The organism is Synechococcus sp. WC101 (assembly GCF_047461555.1).
In the GTDB taxonomy this organism is placed as follows: Bacteria; Cyanobacteriota; Cyanobacteriia; order Thermostichales; family Thermostichaceae; genus Thermostichus.
Window position 1 is genome coordinate 1 of record NZ_JANSHG010000154.1, and the last position, 5,762, is coordinate 5,762.

At 62.3% G+C, this 5,762-nt stretch carries 5 protein-coding genes; 2 read left to right on the forward strand and 3 right to left on the reverse strand.

The window, feature by feature from the left end:
• Positions 1-10 precede the first annotated feature (10 nt).
• Positions 11-502, reverse strand: coding sequence for a pentapeptide repeat-containing protein (locus tag NW809_RS10235; RefSeq protein WP_011430073.1), 492 nt, complete (start codon positions 500-502; stop codon positions 11-13).
• A 677-nt stretch (positions 503-1,179) separates the two neighbouring features.
• On the opposite strand from NW809_RS10235, the gene lptB reads away from it, so the two are divergent.
• Complete coding sequence (gene lptB / locus NW809_RS10240; protein WP_011430074.1) at positions 1,180-1,908, forward strand: LPS export ABC transporter ATP-binding protein; 729 nt, start codon at positions 1,180-1,182, stop codon at positions 1,906-1,908.
• 12 nt (positions 1,909-1,920) lie between these two features.
• Here lptB and NW809_RS10245 read toward each other — a convergent pair whose 3' ends face one another.
• Positions 1,921-3,384: a pyruvate kinase gene (locus tag NW809_RS10245; protein WP_414402060.1), complete on the reverse strand. Its 1,464-nt coding sequence runs from the start codon at positions 3,382-3,384 to the stop codon at positions 1,921-1,923.
• Between the two features lie 255 nt (positions 3,385-3,639).
• Between NW809_RS10245 and NW809_RS10250 the strand changes: the two genes are divergently transcribed.
• The gene (locus tag NW809_RS10250) at positions 3,640-4,761 is read left to right on the forward strand and encodes an LptF/LptG family permease (protein WP_414402061.1); all 1,122 of its coding nucleotides are present in this window, start codon (positions 3,640-3,642) and stop codon (positions 4,759-4,761) included.
• A gap of 5 nt (positions 4,762-4,766) precedes the next feature.
• Here the strand turns inward: NW809_RS10250 and NW809_RS10255 are convergent, their stop codons facing one another.
• Entirely contained in the window at positions 4,767-5,729 is a 963-nt protein-coding gene (locus NW809_RS10255) for a phosphate ABC transporter substrate-binding protein (RefSeq protein WP_414402062.1), read from the reverse strand.
• Positions 5,730-5,762 lie beyond the last annotated feature (33 nt).

Below are 5,762 nucleotides of genomic sequence, written 5' to 3' on the forward strand. Positions count from 1 at the left end.
GCCGATTGCACTATTCCCGAACGGCGCCCTGAAGGCGTGTGCCCCAGGTGCGGGCAAAGCTCAGGTCAGTCCCGGTCAGATTGGCATCGCGCAGATCGGCCCCCCGCAAGTCGGCGCCGTACAGGGAGGCAGAAGAGAGATCGGCACCCCGCAAATCAGCACCCCGCAAGTCCGCTCCCTCCAGGTAGGCACCGCTGAGATCGGCGCCACGCAACTGGGCGCGCCGCAGATTGGCTCCCACCAAGTAGGACTGGCTGAGATCGGCGCCAGTGAGGATGGTGCGCTCCAGGTTGGCCTCGATCAGGTCGGCACCCTGGAGGTTAGCCTCTGCCAGATCCAGGTTGCTCAGCTCAAGGGATCCCAGCCGGCAATTGGGACAGGTTCTGGAGGCCAGCAGGTAGCGCAGGAAGCAGGCGTTGGGGGTTGTGGCGGCGGCATTGGAAGCGACGGCTGTCGTGGCCAGCAGGGCCAAAATGGCGGAAGCTTTGAGATGAAAGTTCATGGTAACCAAGCCTCACAAAAAGTTGACTGAGACAATCCGGCAGAGCGGGGTTGTTTTGCGTTGGTCACATGATAGTGGCATCTGCCGGCTTCGGCCACTGCACAGATCTGCCTGGTTTTGTGGATCGACAGACGCTCCCAAGGTGTGATGACGTTGTGGCCTTATCGCCCCAGAGCTTGTGGGCTATCGCCGGGCGGGGGAGGATCTTTCAGCAGCGGATCCACCCAATGCCAAGACAGTTGCCCCAGTCCCAGCAAAACCGAAAGTATCGCCGAGGCAGCCAAGACGCAATCCTAGCGGGTTGCCAGCCGAGAAGGATGGCTCGGCTGGCGTTTCCTCCGGCCGGGCAACGGGCAAGCTTTCCCAGGGGGGGAGAGGGCGACAACGCAGGAAGCAACCGCAGCGGCGACAGCGACGCTCGGAGTCGAGGTTGAGCCAATGGCAAGCTGGACAGCGGAGCATGGGAAAGGCCAGGGATCCCATCCGGGGGCAGCGCGAGCAGTTGCGGCATCCGGCAACCGTATCTGAAGATCTTCCCAATTCCCATGCAGGTGGTCAATTCTGCTCGTCCCCCTCTAGATCAGGGGTCGAGTTCGGGGCAGCCTTGCGAGAGAAGCCTCTGTGGAACTAGCCCTCCAGAATCAGTCAGCATCGAACAGCAACCCTGTGCCGATCCTATGCAGATTCGACTGGAAAACATCTGTAAGCGTTATGGCCGCCGTGAGGTGGTGAGCGACGTCAGCTTGCACATTCAGCAGGGAGAAGTTGTGGGGCTGCTGGGGCCCAATGGGGCGGGGAAAACCACCACCTTCTACATCATGACCGGCCTGATCCAGCCCAACCGAGGCCATGTCTGGCTGGATGACCAGGACATCACCCATCTGCCGATGCATCGCCGGGCCCGCTTGGGGATCGGCTACTTGGCTCAGGAGCCGAGCATCTTTCGTCGCCTCAGCATTCAAGACAACCTGCTGCTGATCATGGAGCAGACGGGGGTGCCTCGCCGCCTCTGGCAGCAGCGGCTCAACCACCTGCTGGAGGAGTTTCGCATTGCCCATGTGGCCCACAGTTTGGGTTTGCAGGTGTCGGGGGGAGAACGGCGCCGCGCCGAGATCGCCCGCGCCCTGGCAGCCGGGATCCACGGGCCAAAATTCCTGCTGCTGGATGAGCCCTTCGCGGGGGTGGATCCCATTGCGGTGGCGGATATTCAAGAGGTGGTGGCCAAGCTCAAGCAGCGGGGCATCGGTGTTTTGATTACCGACCACAACGTGCGGGAGACGCTGGAGATTACCGACCGGGCCTATATTCTCAACGACGGCGCCATCCTGGCCAAGGGCACACCAGCGGAGCTGGCGGCGGATCCCTTGGTGCGCAAGTATTACCTGGGGGAGAAGTTCCGTCTTTGATGCCGCTCCATCTCATCGCCAGGAGTACAAAGCTCGCAGGCGTTGGCTTTTTTTGTGCTGGTGGGCCTGCATGCGGGCCAGCAGCTCGTCCAGCAGGGCAACCGCCTCCAGGAGATAGGGGCCCTTATTGAGCATGACGCACTCGGCCCGGGCCGACATCACCGCATCGGAAAGCTCAGGCCGGGAGGGCAGGCCCTCCTTGGTGAGCTGATCCAGCACCTGGGTGGCCCAGACCACCGGCACATGGGCGGCCTCACAGATCCACAGCAGCTCCTCCTGGATCTCGCCCAGGCGCAGCCAGCCAATCTCCACGGCCAGATCTCCCCGGGCAATCATCACCCCCAGGGGCCGGCAGCCGTCGACGGCCGCGATCAGAGTGGGCAGGTTTTGCACCGCTCGCTGCGTTTCAATCTTGAGGATCAAGCCCAGATCGGGCCGGGCCTGGCGCCGCTCCAGCTCAGAAAACAGCAACTGCAAATCCGCCGGCTGCTGGACAAAGGAATAGCCCACCAGGTCGGCATGCCGCACCACGAAGTCCAGGTCTTGGCGATCTTTCTCGGTGAGGGGCTGGATCGAGAGCTGGCTGTCGGGAAAGTTGAGGCCTTTTTCCTCCCGCAGCTTCTTGCCCTGCGGGGCGACTTTGTCCACCTCCAGCACCACCCCTGCCGGCTCGATCCCCACTACACGAGCGCCGATTTTGCCGTCGTCGATCCAAACAGTTGCCCCCACCTTGAGGTGGGCCAAGATCTCCGGCAGGGTGCAAGCCACCTGGCAGCAGATGTCAGAGTCGACCGGCGGAATGGCTGCCGTGAGCAGGATGCGATCCCCACCGTACACCTTGGCTTTGCCGGGTGGCATGGCCACCGGGCCAGTGCGGATCTTAGGGCCGGCCAGGTCGAACAAAATCTTGCAGCGCCGTTGGGTCTGGGCTTCGGCCCGGCGCAAGTGGGCCACCATTTTTTCCCACACCGAGGGATCGTCGTGGGCGCAGTTAATGCGGGCCACGTTCATGCCCCGTTGTAACAGTTGCAGCAGCAGCTCGGGCTGCTCGGCGGCTTCGCCGGGCAAGGTCACCATGATGCGGGCACGGCGGTGGGGAGAAGGAGGGCCAAAAAGAGCCTCGGTGTGCTGCTCTAGGGCCATATCCCCGGCGTAAAACGCTTCATAGCTAGGTCCCTTGTGGCTCAGCCCTTGAGCGGCGGCCAAAATGGCGATCACCGCATCCAAGCTTTCCAAAACCCGCGATTCACAGCGTCCCAGCGACGACAGCCCCAGGGCGGCCAATTCTAACTGCAGGTCGCGCAGATCGTGTTGGCGCAGCGCCAAATACCGAGCTAGGTTCTCGAGAGCGGGGGAGGGGTTGCAGGGGCTGCCCCAGGCGGTCAAGTACTTCTGGGATCCCTCCACAACTTGCTGTCGCAGCTCCAGGAGCTGCTCTAGCAAACGCTTAGGCGAAGAGGGGGAAGAGGAAGCCATGCTGAAAGCTATCTCAAGACAAACAAGCCCAACGCCCGGCCCAAGCCCGCCTTGGGTCGATCATAGGCAAGTTAGGGTGAAAAAGGGAGGCGATTAACCTTTTGTTGGCCAGCGTTCCGGTCTAGAGTCGTTAACAGCCTTCGGGTTGTCCTGACTGCTACTTCCCTTGGTTTTGTGAAACTTCATTCTCCCCCTACTCCTCCTTCAATCAAGCAGTCTTGCAACAGGCTCTCCATCGTTTGCGCGGTGGGCCTGATGGATCGCTACATCATCTCCGAGATGCTCCTGCCCTTTTTCTTTGGGGTGGGAGCGTTCACCACCCTGGTGATGGCAGTGGGATCCCTGTTTGAGCTGGTGCGGCTAGTGGTAGAGGCGGGGCTGTCCCTTTCAGCAGCGTTGCAAGTGTTTGTGTTGCGGGCGCCGGGGATCATCGTCCTGACGTTCCCCATGTCGATGTTGCTGGCGACGTTGCTGGCCTATGGGCGCCTGTCTGCTGATAACGAGATCACTGCCCTGCGCGGCTGCGGCGTGAGCCTCTATCGTCTGGTGGTGCCGGCCCTCCTTCTCAGCCTCTTGGTGACGACGTTAACGTTTCTCTTCAACGAGCTGGTGGTGCCGGTGAGCAACCGCCAGGCGGCCCTGACTCTAAACCGCGCTTTGAACCGAAGTCCAGAGTTCCGCCGCGAGAACATCCTCTACCAAGAGTTCGGCGAGATCCTCGCGCCCGAGCCAGACGGCACTTTTTCCCGCCGGCAAGGGCTAACCCGTCAGTTCTATGCCCGCAGCTTCGATGGCCAGCAGATGCGCGGCGTGATCGTGCTGGATCTTTCCAACGAGGCTCTCAGCCAGATCCTGCTGGCGCAGCGGGGGCGCTGGGATCCCTGGGAGAACCTCTGGGTGTTTGAGGAGGGCACCACCTACATCGTTTCGCCCGACGGCACCTACAGCAACATCGCCACCTTTGCCCGCCAGGAGCTGCGTCTGTCGCGGGCGCCGCTGGATTTGGCCCAGGAGGTCCGCAGCCCCGAGGAGATGAACATTCCAGAGCTGCGCCGCTACATCGAGGTCATCGCCAGCTCAGGGGATCTGCAGCGGGTACGCCGCCTCCAGGTCAACCTTAGCCAGAAGTACGCCATCCCCTTTGCCTGTCTGGCCTTCACCCTGATCGGGGCCCCGCTGGGCCTACGACCCCAGCGCACCAGTTCTTCTTTGGGCTTGGGCCTCAGCGTGCTGATTATCTTCGCCTACTACGTGCTCCTGTTTGTCAGCCAGGCGCTGGGGCAGATCGGGACGCTGGGGCCAGAGGTGGCAGCTTGGCTGCCCAACTTCGTCTGCCTAGGCATAGGGGGGGCCTTGCTCTACCGCGCCAACCGCTAGGCTGGCTAGCGCAGCGAGATGAACTCGGTGCGGCCAATGATCTGTTGGCCTTGATCCGAGAGGGCGTAGTTAATGAAGTCAGCCACCACGGGGCTGGTCTTTCGCGGCACCACCAAGAACACGTTGCGGGCCAGCGGGTAGCGGCCACTTTGGATGGCCTCGCGGGTGGGCATCTGGCCGTCGATGGGCACCATCCTCACCGTTTGCTGGTTTTGCACCTGATCCACGGTGCTGTAGGTGATGCCGTCTTCTCCCAAAGCCCGCAGGAGAGGGGTGGTGGCATCCTGGGTGGCAGTGGTGAAGTAGGGCGGGTTATCGGGGGCAAAAGGCAGCCCCAACAGCACCAGCTCCTGGAAAACGCTGTAGGTGCCGCTCTGAGGGGCGCGGTTGAGAACGCGAATCGGACGATCGGGGCCGCCTACCTGGCTCCAGTTGGTGATCCGGCCCTGGAAGATGTCGGCCAACTGCTGCAGCGTCAGGCCGCCCTTGTAGGGGTTGTTTACCCCCACCGCCACCGCCAGCGCATCCTTGGCCACTGGGATGGCCTGCAAACCCGCCTGCACCTCCGTGGCGTTGAGGGAGCGGGAGCTGGCAGCAAGCTGGATGCGGCCCTCCATCAGCGCCTTAAGGCCAGCATTGGAGCCGTTGGGCTTGCCATCCGGGATCCCGTAGGTGATGGGGATGCCGGGGTTGCGCTGGCTGTAGCCAGACTTCAAGGCCAAGACGATGCGGACCATCGTGACGCTGCCATCCATCTGCAGCACCGCCGGGTTGGGCAGGGAAGTGTCCAGGTTAACGGAGCTGGCAGGGGGATTGGAGGCTTGCGGCTGAGCAGTCGGGATCCTAGAGGTGCGGCTAAGCCAGGAGCTGAGCAAGCCTGAACGATGGGCATACCAGCCGCCCCCTCCCAAGATGGCAATCAGGAGAATATAGACAATCGGCGGCGGGCCAGAAGGTCGTGTGGCCATGGAACTCCTCCTGGGGAACGGGGATAACCCTCC